Consider the following 20,461-nt stretch of genomic DNA (forward strand, 5'->3'; position numbering starts at 1 on the left):
TTTGCATAACCGCTTGGGTTAGATAAAGTCGCTTCATATCGTCGCACCCCACAATTCCCCAAGGAGACACTGATGGAAGATTCCTTTCTTACCCCGCGTGACTTCGCGTCCCACCCCGACTACATCTATCCGAGCTACGGTTCGTCGGTCAAACGCGGCCCGACGCGTGCGCTGATTCCGTTGAAGGAAAGACTGCGCGATCAGCGCGTACCGGTCTACGGCACGGACGACCTCGATCCGCTCGACAACGACCTGACGCGCAACGCGGTGCGCAACGGCGAGCCGCTCGGCGAACGCATCATCGTGACGGGCCGTGTGCTCGACGAAGGCGGCCGCCCGGTGCGCAATACGCTGGTCGAAATCTGGCAAGCCAATGCAGCCGGCCGTTATGTGCACAAGGCCGACCAGCACGATGCGCCGCTCGACCCCAACTTCCTCGGCGCGGGCCGCTGCATCACCGACACCGAAGGCCGCTATCGCTTCATGACGATCAAGCCGGGCGCCTATCCGTGGGGCAATCACCCGAACGCGTGGCGTCCCCAGCACATCCACTTCTCGCTCTTCGGCGACCACTTCGGCTCGCGTCTCGTGACGCAGATGTATTTTCCCGGCGACCCGCTGCTGGCCTTCGACCCGATTTACCAAGGCACGCCGGCGAATGCCCGCGAACGCATGATCTCGAGCTTCTCGCTCGACACCACGCAGGAGGCCTACGCGCTCGGCTACGATTTCGACATCGTGTTGCGCGGCCCGAACGAAACCCCGATGGAGCGCTAAGCCATGACCACTCTCAAGCAAACGCCGTCGCAAACCGTTGGCCCCTACTTCGCCTACGGTCTTTGCCCGCAGCAATACGACTTCGACTACAAGAGCCTGTTCACGCACGTTCTGGCCGACCGTGAAGCGGCCGGCGAGCACATCACGATCATCGGCCAGGTGTTCGACGGCGACGGCAACGTGATCGGCGACGCGATGGTCGAAATGTCGCAAGTGGACTCGACCGGCCAGTATCCGGAGTCGCGTGAGGAAATCCTGAAGACCGGTTTTCACGGCTTTGCGCGCGTCGGCACGGGTACGGACCCGCACAAGCGCTTTTACGTGGAAACGGTGAAGCCCGGCCGCGTCAGCGCGGATCAGGCGCCGCACGTCAATGTGATCCTGACGATGCGCGGCATGCTGCTGCACACGTTCACGCGCATCTATTTCGAGGACGAAGCGCAGGCGAACGAAAAGGATCCGGTGCTGGCAGCGGTTCCGGCCGACCGGCGCGGCACGCTGATCGCGCGCCGCGAGCCGAACACCGCCAATGTGTACCGCTTCGACATCCACATGCAGGGCGACAAGGAAACCGTGTTCTTCGACCTGTGAAGTGTATGTTTAACACTTTCATACAGCTTTCACATACACTGAGCGTGATCCGTCCAGCGACTGGATCGCGATACTCCGAGTAGTTGAGCCCGCCTTGTGCGGGCTTTTTTTTCGGCTTTCGCTTACTTCGTGATGCAGATGGATGCCGCGCTTCGGGTTGCGTAGCGCGGCCCCTTCGTATTGCGCGCGGCCAAACGACACACTAACAGCGGAAGTGATCGATGTTCTGTCCGGCGTAAATTGCGCGCGCGAGCCAGTCGGGTTTATCGCCGTGACCGTCCCACGTATTGCCGTAGGCGTCGCGATACATCACTGCACGGACGGCGTTCGCGTCGGCTTCGAGCGAGTCGGCGAGCGCTTCCATCGTGATGTCGTATTCGTCCATGCGTCGGCGGATCCACACGATCAGGCGCTCACGCGCATTCCCGTCTGGGTCGAACAACCGTTGTTCTTCTCGCTCTTTCATAGCGTACCGATGTTTCAGCCAATCATGCTCGCGTTAGACAAACAAAGACCCCACTAGACAACGTGAAGGTTCATGCGTGATTCAAATGGATCGAGTGCAATTCGAGTTCACGATGTCTGTCCCGATGCGCAAAACCCGCATCTGGAAAACATGTCTGTCAAAGACGAGATCAAAAGAGAATTCGTGAGCCCACGGCTTGAGCTGCGTCCGAGGTTTGCACCAGTGTTCCGGGGAGCTTCAGCGTGTGGGCGGCAATTCTAGCATTCAATTTCTTGTGCTTCCCGCAAAGGGTACCTATTGGCTTCGCGAGCTTTTTTCATTGCTTATTCTTGTGTCAATGCCGTCTGCAAAAGATTCAAGGCCGCCGAAAGCCTCCAACTCGCGCCGTCATGTTATGTTTCATCGATTAACTTCTGTGCACTGGAGACACGACGATGCCCGCCTCAACCGCCATCCTCACTATCCTGGCCGCGCTGCTGCTAGGCGCCATGAGCCCGGGACCGAGCTTCGTCATCGTCGCTCGTAATGCGATCGGACTGTCGCGCGGCGACGGTCTCGCCACCGCGCTCGGCATGGGCATTGGCGGCGTGTTCTTCAGCGGCATCGCGCTGCTCGGACTCTACACGCTGCTGGCAACGGTCGAATGGCTGTATGTCGGCCTGAAGGTCGCCGGCGGCGTCTATCTGATTTACCTCGCGTCGAAAATCTGGCGCGGCGCCGCCAAACCGCTTGCGTTCGACGCGGCGCAGGGCGCTTTCGGCAATCCGCGGAAATCTTTCTGGATCGGCTTGAGCACGCAACTCAGCAATCCGAAAACGGCCGTCTATTACGGCAGTATTTTCGCGGCGCTGCTGCCGCAGCATCCGCCAGTGTGGTGCTACTTCGCGCTGCCGCCTGCAATCTTCGCGATCGAGGCCGGCTGGTACACGATCGTCGCGCTGTGCTTCTCGAGCAAACGGCCGCGCGAGATTTATCTGCAGTGGAAAGCGTGGATCGATCGCGTTGCCGCGAGCGCGGTGGCCGCGCTCGGATTGCGCCTGATTCTGACCGCACATAAAGTGGGCATCTGAAGGATGCGTCACTGTGCGCCTCACTTCCTGCTGCACGGTACAAACCGCTTGAACGTCATGCCGCATCGCGCGTAGCGAGCGCGGCATGACCAAACCAGGGCCCCATCGCAACGCGCGTATCGACCACGATTTGCCGCGTCCGGCAAAACAGTTACAAGTTATATGTTGACGCTGGCATGCCCGACGGTTACTGTTGCACCCGAAGTTCAAGAAGTTCGATTGCTGTTCATCAATGTCTCGCTCATCAGCGGTATTCGTTGTCCTCTCCCTCCTTGACGCTTCAAGCGCTCCTCTAGAGCAATTTCATTTATTTTTTTCCTCAAGGATTCTTCATGGATACCGGTACCGTTAAGTGGTTCAACGACAGCAAAGGCTTTGGCTTCATCACCCCGGACAAGGGCGGCGACGACCTGTTCGCGCACTTCTCTGAAATTCGCAGCGACGGCTTCAAGACGCTGGCTGAGAATCAGAAGGTGAGCTTCGAAACGAAGCAAGGCCCGAAGGGTCTGCAAGCGGCTAACATCACGCCGCTGTAAGTTTGAAGGGCTCGGTGTCCGGCAACGGACATCGGGCTGCAGCGACATCCTCGCGGAGCTTCGTCTCCCACAGTTGGCGCGATCGCTTTTAGCTGCATTGATTGAGCAGCTTGCCCAAGCGCCAAACGCCTCGTTGCACCTCATTCTCCCCTCCGGCTTCAACGCCCATTTTTTTCGCTTCCCGACTGCGTCAGGATTCGGCTCGCAATGGCTTTGAATCAGCTCGTCCGTGCAACCCGTATAACGGGTTCATACGGCCGGGGCGCACTCGAACATTATTAAAATATAAAATGCAAAACAAACATATTCATCATTACAACGGCTATGCCGTCAAGCCCTCGGCACATCGTTTGCCCGACGGCAGCTTTTCATCCAACCTGTTGCTCGAACGCGCCGACAGCGCACGCAGCGAAGGCCGCTACCAGTTCTATTCGCTCGACTACTTCACGAACGAAGAGCAGGCGCTGCAGCACTCGGCACGCTGGGCGCACCACTGGGTCGACACGCGCGGCTAAGCACGGCCCGCCATGCCAGGCGAACCGCGTGCCATGGCGATCACGCGCTATTGCGAGTCACTTTCCTCTCTCTTGATCCGCGCGCGCAGTTCGAACTTCTGAATCTTTCCAGTCGACGTTTTGGGCAGTTCGCCGAAGCGTACCGCCTTCGGCAACTTATAGCCCGCAAGAAACAGCCGACAGTGCGCGATGATTTCCGCTTCGGTCACCTGAGCGCCTTCCTTGAGTTCGACGAACGCGCAGGGCACCTCGCCCCACTTCGGATCGGCCATCGCCACCACGGCCGCAACCGACACCGCCGGGTGACGATAGAGCGTGTCCTCGACCTCGATGCTCGAAATGTTCTCGCCGCCTGAAATGATGATGTCCTTGCTGCGATCGCGAATGCGGATATAGCCGTCGGGCATCCGCACGCCGAGATCGCCGGTATGGAACCAGCCGCCGCCGAAGGTGGCTTCAGTCGCGCGCTCGTTCTTCAGATAGCCTTTCATGCAGATGTTGCCGCGAAACATGATCTCGCCGATCGTTTCTCCGTCGTCGGGCACTGGCGCGAGCGTGTCCGGATCGAGCACGGTCACCGCCGCCTGCAGGTGATAGCGCACGCCTTGGCGCGCGTTCAGTTCGGCTCGTGCGCTGTCGTCGAGCGCATCCCACGCCTGCTGTTTCGCGCAGACCGCGGCGGGACCGTAGGTTTCGGTCAGCCCGTACACGTGCGTCAGATCGAAGCCGATCTCCTTCATCTTCGCAATTACCGCCGGTGCGGGCGCCGCTCCCGCCACCATCGTCGACACGCGATGCGCGATGCCTTCGCGCCATTCAGCCGGCGCATTGGCGAGCGCGCTCTGCACGATCGGCGCGCCGCAATAGTGCGTGACGCCCTCGCGGCGAATCAGCTCGAACACCGTCCTGGCGTCGAACTTGCGCAAGCAGACGTTGACGCCCGCGCGCGCGGCAACGGTCCACGGAAAACACCAGCCGTTGCAGTGGAACATCGGCAGGGTCCACAGGTAGACCGCGTGCTTCGGCATGTCCCATTCGAGAATATTGCTGAGCGCATTCAGATGCGCGCCACGATGATGGTAGACCACGCCCTTCGGGTCGCCGGTCGTGCCCGATGTGTAGTTCAGCGCGATCGCGTCCCACTCGTCGGCCGGCTGTGTCCATGCGAAGGCCGGGTCGCCGGACTGCAGGAACGCTTCGTAGTCCGTCGCGCGGATGAATTGCGCGGGGTCGGCCGGCATCGCGTCGGCTACGCTGATCACGCGCAAACCGGGGAATTCCAGCGCGGCGCGATGCGCGAATTCACCGTATTCCGTATCGACGATCAGCGCCTTTGCCCCGCCGTGGCGCAGCATGAACAACAGCGACGACACGTCGAGCCGCGTATTGAGCGTGTTGAGCACGGCGCCGGCCATCGGCACGCCGAAGTGCGCTTCCACCATCGCCGGGATGTTGGGCAGCAACGCCGCCACCGTGTCGCCGCGTTCGATACCCGCCTGCCGCAGCGCGCTGGCGAGGCGCAGCGCGCGCTCGTAGGTCTCGCGCCAGCTACGGCGAATCTCCCCATGGACGACCGCCGGCCGGTCACCGTAGACTTCGGCTGCGCGCACGATGAAGTCGATCGGCGTAAGCGGGACATAGTTGGCCTCGCGCCGCTCAAGACCTTCGTCGAACATGTGCTTCATGGGATCGTCTCCTGAGGCGCGGACCGCGCCGTCGATTGTTCTGATTGATTGATGAGCTAGCCTAGCAATGGTCATGGTGAACTGTCTGTCATTCAAATGACAGAGTAGTGCGTCCGTGGCGCATCGGGCTCAAACTTTAGCCGGACACGCTCCCAGGCCACTTATGAACGACGCCACCTCCACTTCCATCGCAGGCGCCCGCCCGGAGCGGCCGGAGCGGGTCGCGCGCGCCGAGCTGGCGCGGCTATTCGCAACCTGCGCGTGGTTTCGGGCGCTCACCGCCGAGCATCAGGCGCTGGTCCTTGCCACCGCGCACGCGCAGCATCTGGAAGGCGGAGCGTGGATCGCGCGCCGCCAGGAACCGTCGGACTATTGGATCGGCGTGCATGCGGGGCTGATCAAGCTCGCCATCTACAACGCCTCGGGACGCAGTTGCACGCTGTCCGGCGTGCCGCCCGGCGGCTGGTTCGGCGAAGGCAGCGTGATCAAGCGCGAATTGCGCAAATACGACGTGGCCGCGATTCAGCCTTCGCTCGTGATGTTCGTGCCGTCGTCGACCTTCCATGCGCTGCTGGAGTCCAGCCTGCCATTCACTGGCTTCGTGATCCGGCAACTGAACAACCGCATGGGCGAGTTCATCGCGTCGATTCAGAATAGCCGGCTGCTGGACGTGGATGCGCGCGTCGCGCAGTCGCTCGCGCAGTTGTTCAACCCGGACCTCTACCCGGACACAGGCCGCACGCTTGCCATTTCGCAGGAAGAAGTCGGACTGCTGGCGGGCGTGTCGCGCCAGCGGATCAACCAGGCGCTGCAAAACCTCGAAAGACTGGAGATCTTGCGCCTCTCGTATAACCAGATCGAGGTGCTCGATCTCGAACGCCTAGGCGCGTACGGGCGGGAGCAGATCTAGCGGAGCAGGCGGCGTGGCGCGCTTCGAAGTGGGCCTTGATCGTGGATGTAGCCGTGGCCGCGAAGAAAAGCAGCGCTCTCTAACGACTTATCCCCCGCGCGTACCGCTCTTGCGGGTGACGCGCCGCTCCAGGATCTCATCGGTCTTGAACAGCGCCAGCGTGATCTCGACCAGCACGCCCGATCTCTTCCAGCGCAAGTAATAGCGATGCGCCGTTTGATACGGCACATAGCGCGCGGGCATCGCGCTCCAGGGCTCGCGTGTATGCAGCACCCACATCACACTATCCAGCACCCAACGAATGTCGATGTTGGGACGGCCGCGACGAGTTCCGTGACTCAGCATTTCCGGCAGCAGCGGCACGACGTTCTGCCATTGCTCGTCGGTCAGATCCTGAATAGCCGGACGATGAGCCGGTGCGTTGGCTGGGGAAGTATTCATGCAGTAAAAACGCGCACATGCAGCACGTGTGCTGGCGTCGCCGCGAAGTTAAGGTCTCTGGATCGGTGTTTTTGAGATTAACCGAAGCTCGCATTCGCGAAAGTCAATTCTTGTCAAACGGACGAGCACAATCGACAAAAAGCGCAATGCCTTATTGCAACAACGGATTAATGGCGTGACGAAAGCCGTGGTCTATCATCGGCGCGCCCGGCGCGGCCCGTCTGCGCACGCCGCGCTCGAAAGAGAAATTCACCACTCCACACGCAGGAATTCCAGTGAGACAAATAAGACTCCTCAAGACCACCCCATTCGTGGGCGGCGCCGCCCTCGCCATGACTTCGGAGCAGGCTTGCGCGCAAAGCTCGATCACGCTGTATGGCATCGCCGACGTAAGCGTGCGCTATCTGGCGAACTCGAACGCGAACAACGACGGCCGCCTGTACATGACGAATGGCGCGATCACCAATAGCCGCTGGGGGCTGCGCGGCTCGGAGGATCTCGGCAACGGCCTGAAGGCGATCTTCGATCTGGAAAGCGGCATCAACCTGCAGAACGGTTCGGCGTCGGACATCCAGCGCATCTTCAACCGCAATGCGTATGTGGGCTTGAGCAGCCCGTATGGCACGGTCACGCTCGGCCGTCAGAAGACGCCTTTGTTCGACCTGCTCGGCGACACCTACGACCCGCTCACAGTCGGCGATTACGCCGAGAACTCCTGGTTGCCGGGCGCGCTCGGCGCGGGGCTCTACGCGGACAACGCCGTGAAGTACACGGGCACGTATAAAGGCTTGACCCTCGCCGCGATGTATTCGTTCGGCACGAACTCGGAATCGACCGGCGAGGATGGCTTCTCGGGGCAGGTGCCAGGCCATCTCGGTGCGGGCAATATGTACGGCTTTACGTTGTCGTACGTGGCCGGCCCGTTGAGCGTTGCGGCCGGCGTGCAGCAGAACAGCGACAACAGCAATCACAAGCAGACCATCTTCAACGCGAACGCGGTCTACGTCTTCAGTTCGACGAAGGTGTATGTCGGCTATCTGCATTCGAAGGACGACACCGGTTTCGTCGATAGCGCACTGGCACAGCAAACGCTCGTGCCGGGCGTCGATATCGTGAAGGGCTCGGGCCGCGTCGACAACGGTCCGTTTGCCGGCGTCACCTGGCAGGCCACGCCCGCGCTCACGCTGACTGGCGCAGCGTACTACGACCACATGTCCAACGCGGCGATCGGCAACGGTCAGCTGGGTAGCGGCTATCGCTATACGTTCATGGCGCTGGCTGAATACGCGTTGTCGAAGCGCACCGAAGTGTACGGCACGGTCGATTTCGACAAGGTGTCGGGCGCCGCTTCGGTCGAATTGCCGGGCCGCAACAATCAGACCGGTGTTGCACTCGGTCTGCGTACGATTTTCTAAATCGCATGGCGAGCGGGGTCCGCGAGGGCCCCGCCAGCGCGCGCGGCATTCGAATTGCCGCGCCCATAAAAAAAGGTGCCGCGAACGGCACCTTTTTGCACTACAGGCAGCTTCTGCTGAAGCTTAGAAGCGGTGACGCAGACCGACCGTAGCAGCCGTCTGGTTCTTCGACGACGACGGCAGTTGCGTGTTGTCGCCGCTGTAGATCGAAGCGACACCGCCATCGCCCATTGCGTGCTGGTACACGGCTTGAGCGTAGACGTCCGTACGACGCGACAGCGAGTAGTCAGCTTGCAGGCCGATCTGGTGGTAACGGGTCTTCATGTCGTTGCCGTCAGCGTTGACACCGTAGCCATGTGCATCCGTGAACGTGTAAGCGACGCCCAGGCCCAGAGCCGGGGTCACGTTGTACTTGCCGTTGACTTCGTAGTTGTTCGAATGACCTTGACGTTGGCCGGGCGCTGCGCCAACCAGGTTGTCCACACGCGATTGCGTCCATGCCGCACCGACAGTAGCCGGGCCGAACGAGTACGAAGCAGCTGCGCCGAACTCACGCTGACGGAAGTTGCCGGTCATGATGCCCGACGTGTTCGCGAGAACGCCGTCCGAAGCACCGCTGGTGTTTGCAGCCGGGTTGTTCTGCTGTGCGTAAGCAGCGCCCAGGTGCAGGCCTTGCCACTGGTATGCGGCACCGACGCTGTACTGGCGGTTGTTGGCGAATGCGCCAGCCTGGTTCGAGAAGCCGTACGTGCCGCCGAACGTGAAGCCAGCGTAGTTAGCGCTCGAGTACTTGACCGAGTTGTTGACCGACAGGCCGCCGTTCGTGTTCAGGTTGTCGTTGTTGAACGGGTGCGCGAAATACGTACCGCCCCAGCTGCCCGTTGCGGTCAGCGGTGCCAGGTAGTCTTGAGCTGCGTCGTATTGACGGCCCAGCGTGACCGTACCGAATTGCGCGCTCGACAGACCGACGAACGCTTGACGGTTGAACATGCCGTTGTTGTTAGCGAACTTGCCGTTGTTGACGTTGAAGCCGCTTTCCAACGTGAAGATTGCCTTCAGGCCACCGCCCAGGTCTTCCGAACCGCGCAGACCGAACATGCTCTGGTTGATGCCGCCGCTGCCTGCTGCCCACTTGGAGTTGTGGTTGACGTTGCTGGTGTAAGTCAGGCCCGCGTCCAACAGACCATACAGGGTCACGCTGCTTTGTGCGTGAGCGACGGATGCGAACGATGCGGCGACCGCAACGACGATGAGACTCTTCTTCATGTGGGACTCCAGTTCGATAAATTTACACGGGGAGCGGGACTGCCTCGACAGCGCATGCATCGCACGTGCTGCCGCCCTTTGGCCGAACCGTTTCGGACAGCCGGGCACCCTTCAAACGAAGCGTGAGTGTAGGGGGACACCCTAATAGCGGCGTCCGCAATTTGCGCAACAGGCTTTTTTGGAATCCGCAACAATGTTTGCTGCGAAGGCGTTAAGTCGTTGTTTTTCGGGCGTTTATCGCAACATTCAGGATGCTGCGCGCCTGCTCTCGCCATTAAATATTTGCAACGTTTCAATAATAAAGTTGTGCGTATGCAACAGGTTTTAATACGCATGCCGTAATCGGGTCGGAACGACTAGGGACTGAAAGCCGGCTGATTGCTCGAAATAAGGCAATTGCACCGGGCGTTATCTGGACGCGCAGTAAATTTATTTTGGAAAACTGGGAACTTAATTGAGTTAATGCGGTCTTCCCGTTTCCGGCGCGACCGCGATTGATATTGAGATTCTGATTAACTCAATTCGCTGCCGTATTGAATTACCTGTTCGCGAATATGGCGCACGGGTCGTGTGGCGGCGGGGCTTTGTGCCCCAACCTGTCTGCAGGCCGCTTGGATTCTTGCCCGGATATGCGCCTGGGCGGGTCGTAGCGTTTGCGACGCGCGTTCGTAGAACGGGGATGCTTTCAGCGCAGGCATTGCCCGGAGGTGAACTGCGCCGCCAGCCGCCGCGTGACGAAAGCCCATGCTGAAAGTGGACGGCTAACATCAGAACTGCCTTCCGTATCCAATTAACGGCGCAGCCGGCCCCCTTTTTACACGGAGTTTCCCCTGGTTTCCATTTTCATGAGCGTCGGGGCAGTTTCCTCGCTCAGCGCTGGACAATCTCGCCGTGCGGCACCCGACTGTAGAAACTGCTTTCGTTCCGCGACAAAACCTTCAACGTCCCCCGCTACGCCTCGCCGGGTGCGCGATGCGAGAAAGCGTCAATGGTGGCAGGACTTCGAGCGCGGCACATCGTCGGCCGTCCCGGTCAGGAACGGCTCCAGTCCGAATAGCCACGCAAAGCAGAAGGTGACCCGCGCCAATGCGCGGATTTCCCTATGTGACACGCTCTCGCCAGCGTCGTCGAGCGGAGAGGCTAGCGGTGGTTGAGGCGTGGCCAACTCGGTAGCGGTATGGTCGGATCGCATGATGGTTCTCGTTATTGATGTGGCGTGCCAGCCTTTCGCAAACGACGTGCCACTGCCGCGACTCGAAGTTCGGATCAACTGCAGGTGAGCTTAGTCGCGCATCGTGGCGGCGATCTGTGCGACCGACCGCGAAGGACAAGCGGAAGTACCGGACTGTCCGCGAAAATGTCCGCAGACAAAAGATTAAAATCGCGGAGATTTTTAGCGGCGTGGCGAGACAATAAAGCGCGATATGGGTCGAGCGCGAGACAGCTGGATTAACAAACCTGTTTGCGCCGCGAAGATGACGATGGCGCGCTTTTGAACCCGGCCAATCCAATGACGAATACGCTTCACATAGCCGCAATCTGAATTCGGCAAAACAGATTAACCACACGGCTTCACGCCAAACAAAAAGGGTTCCGGATATTCGGAACCCTTTTCTTCAAGCCTTGGTGGGCCGGGTGGGATTCGAACCCACGATGTCCTTTCGGAGGCGGATTATGAGTCCGCTGCCTGCAACCAACACGGCGTCCGGCCCAAGAAAAAGACCCGGTCGTGAAGGCCGGGCCCATTCGTTGGTTGGCCGACATACTACACGAAAAAGGGACCTCCGCAACCGCTTCGCTTGCGCGAAACAACTGGGAAGCCCCTTCGACCGCAACATCATCCTCAACGAACGACCTGGCCTCGATCAATTCCCTTCGAGGAACGACTTCAGCTTATCCGACCGGCTCGGGTGACGCAGCTTGCGCAGCGCCTTGGCCTCGATCTGACGAATCCGCTCACGCGTCACGTCGAACTGCTTACCGACTTCTTCGAGCGTATGGTCGGTGCTCATCTCGATGCCGAAGCGCATGCGCAGCACTTTCGCTTCGCGCGGCGTCAGCGAGTCGAGCACGTCCTTCACGACATCTCGCATGCTGGCATGCAGCGCGGCGTCGGCCGGAGCGACGGTGTTCGTGTCTTCGATGAAGTCGCCCAGATGCGAATCGTCGTCGTCACCGATCGGCGTTTCCATCGAGATCGGCTCCTTCGCGATCTTCATGATCTTGCGGATCTTGTCTTCCGGCATTTCCATCTTCTCGGCCAGCGTTGCCGGATCCGGCTCGAGGCCGGTTTCCTGCAGGATCTGCCGCGAGATGCGGTTCATCTTGTTGATCGTTTCGATCATGTGAACCGGAATCCGGATCGTGCGCGCCTGGTCGGCGATCGAACGCGTAATGGCCTGGCGAATCCACCACGTCGCATACGTGGAGAACTTGTAGCCGCGACGATATTCGAACTTGTCCACCGCCTTCATCAGGCCGATATTGCCTTCCTGAATCAGGTCGAGGAACTGCAGACCGCGGTTCGTGTACTTCTTCGCGATCGAGATCACGAGACGCAAATTCGCCTCGGTCATTTCGCGCTTCGCCTGGCGCGCCTTCAGTTCGCCGGCCGCCATCTGGCGGTTGGTTTCCTTCAGGTCCTTCAGCGGCAGCACGACACGCGCTTGCAGATCCAGCAGACGTTGCTGCTGTTCGCGGATCGCCGGAATGTTGCGCGTGAGGATCGCGCTATACGCGTGTCCTTCACCGACGATCTTGTCGGCCCACTCGAGATCCGTTTCGCTGCCCGGGAAACGCGCGATGAATTCCGCACGCGGCATGCCGCACTTGTCGACCACCGTATGCAGGATCTGACGCTCGACCTGACGCACTTCGTCCACTTGCGCGCGCAGCGTATCGCACAGACGCTCGACCGTACGCGCGGTGAAGCGAATCGTCATCAGCTCGTTCTGGATCGTTTCCTGCGCCTTGAGGTACGACTTGGACTTGTAGCCTTCCTTCTCGAACGCGCGACGCATCTTGTCGAACCATTCGCTGATCATCGCGAATTTTTCGAGCGACGCGCGCTTGAGCGCTTCCATCTGCGCGGCGTTGGCCGTGGCTTGCGCGGTGCCGTCGTCGTCTTCCTCGTCGTCTTCGTCCTCTTCCTCGACTTCCTCGTCCTCGCTCTCGATCGCTTCCGCCTCTTGCGCGGAGAAGCCGTCCGCGTCTTCCGCGTTGGCGTCGATCAGACCGTCGACCAGTTCGTCGATGCGGATTTCCTCGTTCGCGACGCGCTCGGCCATCGCGAGGATGTCGGCGATCGTGGTCGGACACGCGGAGATGGCCATCACCATGTGCTTCAGGCCGTCTTCGATCCGCTTGGCGATTTCAATCTCGCCTTCGCGCGTGAGCAGCTCGACCGTGCCCATTTCACGCATGTACATGCGGACCGGGTCGGTGGTGCGACCGAATTCGGAGTCGACCGTGGAAAGCGCAACTTCTGCTTCCTCTTCCACTTCGTCGTCGGACGAAGCGGCGGGCGCGTTGTCGTTCAGCAGCAGCGTTTCGGCGTCGGGGGCCTGCTCGTAGACGGCCACGCCCATGTCGTTGAACGTGCTGATGATGCCTTCGATCGCCTCGGTCTCGGTGAAATTGTCCGGGAGGTGGTCGTTGATTTCAGCGTACGTGAGGAAGCCGCGCTCCTTGCCGAGCTTGATCAGCGCGCGCAGTTTGGAGCGGCGCTCTTCGAGTTCCTCCACCGTGCCCGGCTGCGAAGACGCGAACGCATCTTTCAGCAGCGCTTTTTCCTTTGCACGACGGTCGCGAGCCTTGACCTTTTCCACTTTGCCCGGTGCAGCGGCGGGAGTGTCTTCGGCCTGGGTTGCATCGTCATCGACGGGTACTTCGTTCAGCTTTTTCGTCATGGAGTTCGCCGTACCGGCTGTAGTCTCGACTCGCGGCTGGTGGACAACAGCCGGCAGAACCGTGGATACTGGAGTCTCGCGCACTACCGCATCGTCCTGCGCGGCAGCCGCTTCCCTTGCGCTACTGACACTTGACCGCTTCGCAACCGGCGACACGGCTTTCGCCGCCCCGACCGAATCCTCTTTCACCGCCGAAGTGGTCGAAGATTTCTTCCCGGCGATCGGTGCAACACTGACAGCAGACGATTTTCGGGCGGAAGAAGCTAACCTGGCCTCGGTGACCTTTCTGGTCGGCTCCTTGGAGCGTGTGCCGGTTGCCTGATTTCCGCCTGTAGTCTTTGCCATCGCATCGCCTTTTCGCCTTTGCTAGGAAAACCCTTAAAAAACAAACCGCTAGAAACCTTTTATTATACCACCCAGGTTTCTGGCCTCTCCCTTACAGACCTAGCTGACGCTTCATGTCAGCCCGTTTCCGATTCAATTCCGAAAGCTCCGCAAACTCTTCCGGCGTGTGCCGGGATTGCCGCGAAAGCTGCTCAAGCCGATCGCAATAAGCGTCGTACCGCATCTTGAGGATTGCGGCCTTCAATTCCTCGCCGACGATCCGTTCCTGCTCGCGCCGCTCCTCGATGACGACCGCGTCCTCCGGGTCTTTCAGCAGCAAATCCCGGACATTTTCATCATAGTCTAGAATTTTGCGAAAGATTTCCTCGAAAGTTGGGGCGTTTGCGCCGTTTCGCAATAGGTCGGAGAGCAACTGAAACTCCGCCGAATCGCCCAGCGCCCGTGCGTGCGTCGTCACTTCTTCGAATAACTCGCCGTGGCGGGTCACGCTCAGCAGCGCCTGTTCGGCGTCCTCATCGAGCACCGCCACCGTGCGCGGATACATCACAAGATTGCGCAACGTCTTTTCTTCGATCCCCGTCACGCTGCGGCGGTCCTTGCGGGCCGGCGCGAGACGCGCCGCGGCCGCGATGCGCGAATCCACCTCGCAGAGCGCGGCGACCTCTTCGAACGGCACATCGAGCCGGTCGGCAAACATATGCATGATCTGCGCGCGCAGCGCATTGGCCGGCAGCGCCTGCAGCAGCGGCTTGGCGTCGAACAGCGCGCGGGCCTTGCCTTCCGGCTGATCCAGCTCTTTGCCGGTCAGCACCTCGTTGAGCATGAACTGCGACAGCGGCATCGCCCGTTCGACCTGTTCGGCGAACGCCTCGGTGCCGAACTCGCGCACGTAGCTGTCCGGGTCATGCTCGGACGGCAAAAACAGGAAGCGGATGGTCCGGTTGTCCGCCGCGTGCGGCAGGCAGGCATCCAGCGCGCGGCGCGCGGCGCGCCGGCCTGCCGAATCGCCGTCGAAACTGAAGATGACCGTGTCGGTCTGGCGCATCAGTTTCTGCACATGAACCGGCGTGCAGGCCGTGCCGAGCGTGGCGACCGCGTTCTGAAACCCCAATTGGGCCAGCGCGACCACGTCCATGTAGCCTTCCACCACCAGCACGTAGTGCTGTTCGCGAATCGCCAGACGCGCTTCGAACAGCCCGTACAGTTCGCTGCCCTTGTTAAATAGAGGCGTTTCGGGCGAATTCAAATATTTCGGTTCGCCGCCGTCCAGCACGCGGCCGCCGAAGCCGATCACCTGCCCCTTCACGTTGCGTATCGGGAACATGATCCGCTCGCGGAAGCGGTCATAGCGGCGGTTCTGCCCCTGCGCATCGGACTTTTCGCTGACGATTACGAGACCCGACTCAACCAGCGCATCGTCGCGATAATTTGGAAAGGCCGCCTCGAGGTTCTGCCAGCCGTCCGGGGCATAACCCAGGCCGAAACGGGCCGCAATCTCGCCGGTCAAGCCGCGCTTCTTCAGATACTGGATCGCGGCCGGCGCACAGCGCAACTGCTTGCGGTAAAAGTCGCAGGCGGTCTGCATCACATCGGAAAGCGCCGTGGTGACGGCCTTGGAAGCCGCCGGCGCATAGCCGCCGGAACCACCGCCGTATCCCGGCGACGGCTCGTTGGGCACAGTCAAACCTACCGATTGCGCCAGTTCATTGACCGCCTCCGGAAACGACGAGCCCACGTGCTCCATCAAAAATCCGATCGCCGTCCCATGCGCGCCGCAGCCGAAGCAGTGGTAAAACTGTTTAGTCGGACTAACCGTAAACGAAGGGCTCTTCTCGTTGTGAAACGGGCACAGCCCCATGAAGTTCGCGCCGCCCTTTTTCAGCTGCACATACCGGCCGACCACGTCGACGATATCGACGCGGTTGAGCAAGTCCTGCAGGAATGACGGTGGAATCACAGTAAATGACGCTACCTAAAAAGCTCAACGCTGCGCGCGCGGTCGAGCGACGGCGCGCGCAGGCCGGACAAAACGAAAATTACTTCGCGAGCGCGGCTTTGACTTGCGCCGACACCGCGGTCATGTCGGCACGGCCAGCCAGCTTCGGCTTCAGCACGCCCATCACTTTACCCATGTCCTGCGGGCCGGCCGCGCCGGTTTGTGCAACCGCTGCCTGGACTTCGGCAACGATTTCCGCTTCGGACATCTGTTCCGGCATGTAACCGGACAGGATTGCTAGCTCGGCCTTTTCCTTGTCGGCCAGATCCGTGCGGCCGGCGGCTTCGAACTGGCTGATCGAGTCCTTGCGCTGCTTGATCATCTTGTCGACGACCGTGGTGATCGCGGTGTCGTCGAGGGTCACGCGCTCGTCGACTTCGCGTTGCTTGATGGCGGCGAGCAGCAGGCGGATCGTGCCGAGACGCTCGGTCTCGCGCGCCCGCATGGCGGCTTTCATATCGTCGTTGATCCGGTCCTTGAGACTCATCACTCACCTGAATGCGTTGAAAGTTGAAAAAGCGGCCGGGTCGACAGCGTCAACACGAATACCCGCTTGGGGACTGCTTCCTCAAGCGGGTTGGCGCAATGTGCGTAGTGGATGCGACCCTGCCGGCTGGCCCGAAGGGCCGTGTTTTCCGTGATGGCACCTCGCGTGCCGTCACCGGTTGGATGTCGCCGCTCCGATCGACCGGAACCGCGGCAACGCCAGAATCAATAGAACTTCTTCGGCAGCATCTGGCCACGCAGACGCTTGAAATGACGCTTCACCGCAGCGGCCTTCTTGCGCTTGCGCTCGGCCGTAGGCTTTTCGTAAAACTCGCGAGCGCGAAGTTCGGTCAGCAGGCCGGCTTTCTCCATGGTGCGCTTGAAACGGCGCATGGCAACTTCAAACGGCTCGTTGTCTTTTACGCGGATGGTCGTCATTTTTCAATAACGGGACTTTGTAAAGGTTCAGGAGTATAGCAGAGCTTTCTCACAAAGCTACTGCGCCGTCAAGCCCCTTGGACATACTCCGCGGACGCCTGTCCGGCCGCCACACCCGAGGCCCACGCCCACTGGAAATTGTAGCCGCCGAGCCAACCGGTCACGTCGACCGCTTCGCCGATGAAATACAGCCCCGGGGCGCGCGCGCTCATCATCGTCGACGACGACAGGTCGCGCGTATCCACCCCACCGCGCGTCACCTCGGCCTTGCGATAGCCTTCGGTGCCGTTCGGCGTGAGGGTCCAGCGCGACAGCGCCTCGCCGACGCGCCGCAGCGTTTTGTCCGGCAGATCGGCTACGCGGGCTTCGGCGGGAATCTGGTGGGTCTCCAGCCAGACGTGGGCAAGCCGTTGCGGCACCCATTCGGACAATAGATTGGCGATCTGGCGCTTCGTGCCGGTCTTCGCTGCCAGCAGCGCGTCTGTCGCGTCGCGCTCCGGCAGCAGGTTGATGTGAATTGGTTCGCCGGGTTGCCAGTAGGTCGAGATCTGCAGCACGCCCGGGCCCGACAGGCCGCGGTGCGTGAGCAGCAGATCCTCGTTGAATTCGGCACCGGTCTTCTTGTTGCCGGTTGCCAGTTGCACTTCGAGCGACGCGCCGGAGAGCGCCGCGAACGGTGCCCAGTCGGCCGGCGCGAAGGTCAGCGGCACCAGCGCGGGACGGGTGACGATCAGCTTATGGCCGAACTGCTTGGCAAGACGGTAGGCGAAATCCGTGGCGCCGATCTTGGGAATCGACAGCCCGCCCGTGGCGATCACGAGCGCGCGCGTGGTGATCGGACCCGACAGCGTGTCCAGCGTGAAGCGGCCTTGCGCGTCCTGACGCACCGCCTCGACCGACAGCGGCGTGCGCCAGACCACGCGGCCAGCGTCGCACTCGTGCTTCAGCACATTGATGACCGCATCGCTCGACTGGTCGCAGAACAGCTGCCCCTTGTGCTTCTCGTGCCACGTCACATGGTGGCGCTTGAGCAGCGCCATGAAGTCGCGCGGCGTATAGCGCGCCAGCGCCGAGCGGCAGAAATGCGGATTCGCCGACAGGTAGTTGGCCGGCCCCGCATACAGGTTCGTGAAGTTGCAACGGCCGCCGCCGGAAATGCGGATCTTTTCCGCGAGACGCTGCGAGTGGTCGATCAGCACCACGCGACGGCCGAGCTGCCCGGCCACCGCCGCGCACATCATGCCGGCCGCGCCTGCGCCGATCACCGCGATATCGAAGGATTCCATGGGGCCGCATTGTACCCGCGCGACTGCGGCGCGTTGCCCGCACTGCTATACTTTCAGGCTGGCCTTTTCATTTTGGGGCGCCGCAGTGCCTGTCACTCGCGCGTCCGCTCGAACCCACCCATCATGCTCGTACTCGGCATCGAAAGCTCCTGCGACGAAACCGGTCTCGCTCTCTACGACACTGAGCGCGGGCTGCTCGCACACGCGCTGCATTCGCAAATCGCGATGCATCGGGAGTACGGCGGGGTCGTGCCGGAGCTGGCGTCGCGCGACCACATCCGGCGCGCGCTGCCGCTGCTCGAAGAGGTGATGGAGCGCGCCAGCGCGGCGCGCAGCGACATCGATGCTATTGCCTACACGCAAGGGCCGGGGCTCGCGGGCGCGCTGCTGGTCGGCGCGAGCGTCGCCAATTCGCTGGCGATGGCGTGGGACAAGCCGACCATTGGCATCCATCACCTCGAAGGGCACTTGCTGTCGCCGCTGCTGGTGGATGAGCCGCCGCCGTTTCCGTTCGTCGCGCTGCTGGTGTCCGGCGGTCACACGCAACTGATGCGCGTGACCGACGTGGGCGTCTACGAAACACTCGGCGAAACGCTGGACGACGCCGCCGGCGAAGCGTTCGACAAAACCGCCAAGCTGCTCGGCCTCGGCTATCCGGGCGGCCCGGAAGTCTCGCGCATGGCGGAATTCGGCACGCCCGGCGCGGTGCTGCTGCCGCGCCCGATGCTGCATTCCGGCGACCTCGATTTCAGCTTCAGCGGCCTGAAGACCGCAGTCCTCACGCACGCGAAAAAACTCGGCGGCGCCAATATCTGCGAGCAGGCGAAAGCCGATCTGGCGCGCGGGTTCGTCGACGCCGCGGTGGAAGTGCTGGCGGCGAAATCGCTGGCCGCGCTCAAGCGGACCAAGCTCAACCGGCTGGTCGTCGCCGGCGGTGTGGGTGCGAACCGGCAGTTGCGCGACGCGCTGTCCGCCGCGGCGAAGAAGCGCAATTTCTACGTGCACTACCCGGACTTGTCGCTCTGCACGGACAACGGCGCGATGATCGCGCTGGCCGGCGCGTTGCGATTGCAGCGCTGGCCCGAGCAATCGGGTAAGGACTACGCTTTCACGGTGAAGCCACGCTGGGATCTAACCTCTCTCGCGCGCTGAACTGAAAATTCCGAAGCCGTAAAAAAAGCCGCTTATCGAAGCGGCTTTTCATTGGCGTCAATCACCGGAACCGGACCGGCGACGCGCGCGCGTATCAACCCGCGCGCTTATCCCGCTCGATCACCGCATACGCGCTGTGATTGTGAATCGACTCGAAGTTCTCGGCTTCGAGCACATACGCGGCGATCCGCTCGTCCGCATTCAGACGCTGCGCGACGTCGCGCACGAGGTCTTCGACGAACTTCGGATTCTCATACGCACGCTCGGTGACGAACTTCTCGTCCGGGCGCTTGAGCAAGCCCCACAGCTCGCACGACGCTTCTTCCTCAGCGATCCGAACCAGTTCTTCCACCGCCACGTCGCCAGCCAGCTCGACGTTGATTGTCACGTGCGAACGCTGGTTGTGCGCGCCGTACTGCGAGATCTTCTTCGAGCACGGGCACAGGCTCGTGACCGGCACCAGCACCTTCAGGAACAGGCGCGTCATCCCGTTGCGGGTGTCGCCCGTCAACGTGACCTCGTAGTCGAGCAGGCTTTGCACGCCCGAGACCGGCGCGGTCTTGTTCACGAAGTACGGGAACGATACCTCGATGCGGCCCGCCTCGGCTTCGAGCTTTTCGAGCATCGCGGCGAGCATGGTGCGGAACGTGGCCACTTCGAGGGGCGCCTTGTTCTCTTCGAGCAGCGCGACGAAACGCGACATGTGCGTGCCCTTCTGCTCAGCCGGCAGATGCACGTCGAGATTCCACGTGCCGACCGTCGGCTGCGCCTCGCCGCTTTGCGTGCGCACCGTCAACGGATGACGCACGCCCTTGACGCCAACCCGCTGGATCGGGATCTGACGCGTGTCGGGCGTGCTTTGCACGTCGGGCATCACAAAGGCGGGATTCATTTGATTCATCTTTTTGTCCTTTCAAGAAAACGCCGGGCTGTCCCAAGTTTTCCGCTCCCAAGGAAGCCCCCGCCCCGAAGGAAGTCCCTTGGGGATTGGGGAGTTGCCCCTTGGGGGCTGTCGCGCAGCGACAGGTTTTGGGAGCTCTCAGCGGCGGCCGTGCGGATCAGTGCACGCAACGGCGAACGCCGGCCCCTGCCGGCGTTGGAAGACGGGCCCGAAGGCCCATCGCTTCAAGTGGGGGATGGTGCTGGCCGCCGCCATCGCATCACGGCGGCATGACGGA

At 61.3% G+C, this 20,461-nt stretch carries 19 protein-coding genes and 1 tRNA gene; 8 read left to right on the top strand and 12 right to left on the bottom strand.

Annotation, left to right across the window (positions count from 1 at the left end; translation table 11 throughout):
- The first annotated feature begins 72 nt into the window (after positions 1 to 72).
- Both pcaH and pcaG read left to right on the top strand, forming a co-directional pair.
- The gene (gene pcaH / locus FVF58_RS13895) at positions 73 to 777 is read left to right on the top strand and encodes a protocatechuate 3,4-dioxygenase subunit beta (protein WP_149670488.1); all 705 of its coding nucleotides are present in this window, start codon (positions 73 to 75) and stop codon (positions 775 to 777) included.
- 3 nt (positions 778 to 780) lie between these two features.
- Positions 781 to 1,368 carry a protocatechuate 3,4-dioxygenase subunit alpha gene (gene pcaG / locus FVF58_RS13900; protein WP_149670489.1) on the top strand — a complete coding sequence of 196 codons (588 nt, stop codon included), beginning with the start codon at positions 781 to 783 and terminating at the stop codon, positions 1,366 to 1,368.
- A gap of 202 nt (positions 1,369 to 1,570) precedes the next feature.
- Here the strand turns inward: pcaG and FVF58_RS13905 are convergent, their stop codons facing one another.
- Positions 1,571 to 1,834 (bottom strand): H-NS family nucleoid-associated regulatory protein, encoded by a 264-nt coding sequence (locus FVF58_RS13905; RefSeq protein ID WP_149670490.1) that lies wholly within the window; start codon positions 1,832 to 1,834, stop codon positions 1,571 to 1,573.
- A gap of 434 nt (positions 1,835 to 2,268) precedes the next feature.
- Between FVF58_RS13905 and FVF58_RS13910 the strand changes: the two genes are divergently transcribed.
- The 3 genes from FVF58_RS13910 (at position 2,269) to FVF58_RS13920 (ending at position 3,955) form a co-directional block, all read left to right on the top strand.
- The gene (locus tag FVF58_RS13910) at positions 2,269 to 2,904 is read left to right on the top strand and encodes a LysE family translocator (RefSeq protein ID WP_149670491.1); all 636 of its coding nucleotides are present in this window, start codon (positions 2,269 to 2,271) and stop codon (positions 2,902 to 2,904) included.
- A gap of 332 nt (positions 2,905 to 3,236) precedes the next feature.
- Positions 3,237 to 3,440: a cold-shock protein gene (locus FVF58_RS13915; RefSeq protein WP_090545255.1), complete on the top strand. Its 204-nt coding sequence runs from the start codon at positions 3,237 to 3,239 to the stop codon at positions 3,438 to 3,440.
- A gap of 290 nt (positions 3,441 to 3,730) precedes the next feature.
- Positions 3,731 to 3,955, top strand: a complete 225-nt coding sequence (locus tag FVF58_RS13920) for a hypothetical protein (protein WP_149670492.1) — start codon at positions 3,731 to 3,733, stop codon at positions 3,953 to 3,955.
- 47 nt (positions 3,956 to 4,002) lie between these two features.
- On the opposite strand, the gene FVF58_RS13925 is transcribed toward FVF58_RS13920, so the two are convergent.
- Complete coding sequence (locus tag FVF58_RS13925; RefSeq protein WP_149670493.1) at positions 4,003 to 5,640, bottom strand: acyl-CoA synthetase; 1,638 nt, start codon at positions 5,638 to 5,640, stop codon at positions 4,003 to 4,005.
- Between the two features lie 163 nt (positions 5,641 to 5,803).
- On the opposite strand from FVF58_RS13925, the gene FVF58_RS13930 reads away from it, so the two are divergent.
- Positions 5,804 to 6,550, top strand: coding sequence for a Crp/Fnr family transcriptional regulator (locus FVF58_RS13930; RefSeq protein ID WP_149670494.1), 747 nt, complete (start codon positions 5,804 to 5,806; stop codon positions 6,548 to 6,550).
- An 87-nt stretch (positions 6,551 to 6,637) separates the two neighbouring features.
- Here FVF58_RS13930 and FVF58_RS13935 read toward each other — a convergent pair whose 3' ends face one another.
- Positions 6,638 to 6,991, bottom strand: a complete 354-nt coding sequence (locus tag FVF58_RS13935; RefSeq protein WP_149670495.1) for a transposase — start codon at positions 6,989 to 6,991, stop codon at positions 6,638 to 6,640.
- A gap of 332 nt (positions 6,992 to 7,323) precedes the next feature.
- Here FVF58_RS13935 and FVF58_RS13940 point away from each other — a divergent pair, with 332 nt between their 5' ends.
- Positions 7,324 to 8,406 (top strand): porin, encoded by a 1,083-nt coding sequence (locus FVF58_RS13940; RefSeq protein WP_188130822.1) that lies wholly within the window; start codon positions 7,324 to 7,326, stop codon positions 8,404 to 8,406.
- Positions 8,407 to 8,529: 123 nt separating this feature from the next.
- Here the strand turns inward: FVF58_RS13940 and FVF58_RS13945 are convergent, their stop codons facing one another.
- The 8 genes from FVF58_RS13945 to FVF58_RS13980 all read right to left on the bottom strand — a co-directional run bounded on the left by FVF58_RS13945 (position 8,530) and on the right by FVF58_RS13980 (position 18,131).
- Positions 8,530 to 9,672, bottom strand: coding sequence for a porin (locus FVF58_RS13945; protein WP_149670497.1), 1,143 nt, complete (start codon positions 9,670 to 9,672; stop codon positions 8,530 to 8,532).
- A gap of 985 nt (positions 9,673 to 10,657) precedes the next feature.
- The gene (locus tag FVF58_RS13950; RefSeq protein ID WP_149670498.1) at positions 10,658 to 10,864 is read right to left on the bottom strand and encodes a hypothetical protein; all 207 of its coding nucleotides are present in this window, start codon (positions 10,862 to 10,864) and stop codon (positions 10,658 to 10,660) included.
- 432 nt (positions 10,865 to 11,296) lie between these two features.
- Positions 11,297 to 11,384: transfer RNA gene (locus tag FVF58_RS13955), tRNA-Ile, on the bottom strand.
- Positions 11,385 to 11,537: 153 nt separating this feature from the next.
- Complete coding sequence (gene rpoD / locus FVF58_RS13960) at positions 11,538 to 13,925, bottom strand: RNA polymerase sigma factor RpoD (RefSeq protein WP_149670499.1); 2,388 nt, start codon at positions 13,923 to 13,925, stop codon at positions 11,538 to 11,540.
- Positions 13,926 to 14,016: 91 nt separating this feature from the next.
- Complete coding sequence (dnaG, locus tag FVF58_RS13965; protein WP_149670500.1) at positions 14,017 to 15,882, bottom strand: DNA primase; 1,866 nt, start codon at positions 15,880 to 15,882, stop codon at positions 14,017 to 14,019.
- 79 nt (positions 15,883 to 15,961) lie between these two features.
- The gene (locus FVF58_RS13970; protein WP_149670501.1) at positions 15,962 to 16,408 is read right to left on the bottom strand and encodes a GatB/YqeY domain-containing protein; all 447 of its coding nucleotides are present in this window, start codon (positions 16,406 to 16,408) and stop codon (positions 15,962 to 15,964) included.
- A gap of 224 nt (positions 16,409 to 16,632) precedes the next feature.
- The gene (gene rpsU / locus FVF58_RS13975) at positions 16,633 to 16,845 is read right to left on the bottom strand and encodes a 30S ribosomal protein S21 (protein WP_149670502.1); all 213 of its coding nucleotides are present in this window, start codon (positions 16,843 to 16,845) and stop codon (positions 16,633 to 16,635) included.
- Between the two features lie 68 nt (positions 16,846 to 16,913).
- Positions 16,914 to 18,131, bottom strand: a complete 1,218-nt coding sequence (locus FVF58_RS13980) for a BaiN/RdsA family NAD(P)/FAD-dependent oxidoreductase (protein ID WP_149670503.1) — start codon at positions 18,129 to 18,131, stop codon at positions 16,914 to 16,916.
- Positions 18,132 to 18,254: 123 nt separating this feature from the next.
- On the opposite strand from FVF58_RS13980, the gene tsaD reads away from it, so the two are divergent.
- A complete protein-coding gene (tsaD, locus tag FVF58_RS13985; protein ID WP_149670504.1) occupies positions 18,255 to 19,283 on the top strand; it encodes a tRNA (adenosine(37)-N6)-threonylcarbamoyltransferase complex transferase subunit TsaD in 1,029 nt (342 codons plus the stop codon).
- Between the two features lie 94 nt (positions 19,284 to 19,377).
- Here the strand turns inward: tsaD and folE2 are convergent, their stop codons facing one another.
- Entirely contained in the window at positions 19,378 to 20,184 is an 807-nt protein-coding gene (gene folE2 / locus FVF58_RS13990; protein ID WP_149670505.1) for a GTP cyclohydrolase FolE2, read from the bottom strand.
- Positions 20,185 to 20,461: the final 277 nt, after the last annotated feature.

The sequence above is a fragment of the Paraburkholderia panacisoli genome (genome assembly GCF_008369935.1).
Classification (GTDB): Bacteria; Pseudomonadota; Gammaproteobacteria; order Burkholderiales; family Burkholderiaceae; genus Paraburkholderia; species Paraburkholderia panacisoli.